This window comes from Cupriavidus sp. CuC1 (assembly GCF_044627735.1).
In the GTDB taxonomy this organism is placed as follows: Bacteria; Pseudomonadota; Gammaproteobacteria; order Burkholderiales; family Burkholderiaceae; genus Cupriavidus; species Cupriavidus ulmosensis.
In genome coordinates this window covers 1-1,509 of the sequence record NZ_JBIUHC010000368.1, presented here as the reverse complement: position 1 = coordinate 1,509, position 1,509 = coordinate 1, and the positions used below count along the sequence as shown (strand labels likewise).

The window sequence follows — 1,509 nt, the reverse complement described above, 5'->3', positions numbered from 1 at the left end:
GCTTACCTGACATGTCTTAGCTCCTTGCTCGTATTTGAACATAGGCTAAGAACTCCACTCTTCGGGGGCAAGATCAAACCTCTCGATTCACACCGCTCCCATTATCCAACCGCATGCAGACCGACCCGCCAGTGTACGAACGTCCCAGGAGCAACCTCTTTCATTCTGCAGAGCCAACGCATACTACGCCGCTTGTGCCGCGACAGTGTCTTGTACTTGCGTCGAGCCCATCGCTCGAGTCTTCCATCCAGATAGACGAACAACTCTTGCATGGCAGTCCGATAGAACGCTCCATAGTAGTTCCACCAGCCTTGGATCGTCGGATTGCATAACTCGGCAAGATCATCAAGCGTTGCCGGTGTTCGACTGTGGATCCGCCACCCCCGCACCGTCTGTCTCATCCGCTTTAACGCGTCACTGCTCACCGCCGGCAGGAAACTGGTGAATCGCCGGTTATGCTTGCTCAGCGCTACCCTGGGCCGAAACGTAAAGCCCAGGAACGTAAACTGCACGTTCGGATAAGTGGCCGTGCGATTGCTGTCCTTACAGTAAACGACCTTCGATTTGCCTGGATGCATCGTCAGCCCACATTCCTCCAGCCGCGAGGCAATAGCGCGCATCACCGCTTCGGCTTGCGCCTGCGAGCGGCAATGAACTACCGCATCGTCGGCGTAACGCGCAAAAGGACATTGTGAGTACGTCCGCTTCATCCAGCTATCGAAAGCATAATGCATGAACAGATTCATCAGGATCGGACTGACCACCCCGCCCTGCGGCGTACCACGGGTGCGGGGCACAGTTACCCCGTCCGCCGTTTCGAACGGCGCAGTCAGCCACCGCTCGATGTACAGCAGGATCCAGTCTTCCTTGATGTGGCTTCGCACCGCCTTTAACAACAACGCATGATCAATCTGATCGAACGCCGCCTTGATGTCAAACTCAACAACCCAGCCATACTGCCAGCAACGCTTGCGCGTCACGGCAATCGCCTGTTTCGCCGACTTGCCCGGCCGGTATCCATAAGAATCGGGATGAAACACCGGATCGAGTATCGGCTCGATCATGAGCTTGACTACAGTCTGCGCGATTCGATCAGACACAGTGGGAATGCCCAATTTTCTCGTGCCGCCCTTGGCCTTCGGAATCTCCACCTGCTTCACCGGTGGCGGGAAGTACGACCCCGATGACATTCGGTTCCACAGTTTGTATAGATTTCCCGAGAGATTCTGCTCGAACATGGCGATGGTTTCATCGTCCACGCCCGCAGCTCCGCGGTTGGCCCTCACCAGCTGGTACGCCTCCCACACAACCCGCTTCGCAATGCAATACGGTTTCGCTGATTTCATGTCACTCATCCCAGCAATGCCGGTTGGCAACATTCGTCAGCAGGATAACGCTGCCCCTTCGCTCCACCCTCATTACAAGGGCTTCGACACTGTCGGGTCGGAGGAGGCGCGCTTGCGCGCTGGCCTCCGTCCGCCGCTCAAACCGTGCGTGCAGTTCTCCCGC

General features: G+C 56.9%; 2 protein-coding genes. One reads left to right on the top strand and one right to left on the bottom strand.

Going from position 1 to position 1,509, the window contains the following annotated elements; genetic code table 11:
- Positions 1–101: 101 nt before the first annotated feature.
- Positions 102–1,259: a group II intron reverse transcriptase/maturase gene (ltrA, locus tag ACGLHR_RS51685; protein WP_400103877.1), complete on the bottom strand. Its 1,158-nt coding sequence runs from the start codon at positions 1,257–1,259 to the stop codon at positions 102–104.
- Positions 1,260–1,320: 61 nt separating this feature from the next.
- Between ltrA and ACGLHR_RS51680 the strand changes: the two genes are divergently transcribed.
- Positions 1,321–1,509, top strand: a 189-nt coding sequence (locus tag ACGLHR_RS51680; RefSeq protein ID WP_400103875.1) for a hypothetical protein, incomplete at its 3' end; no start/stop codon positions are given.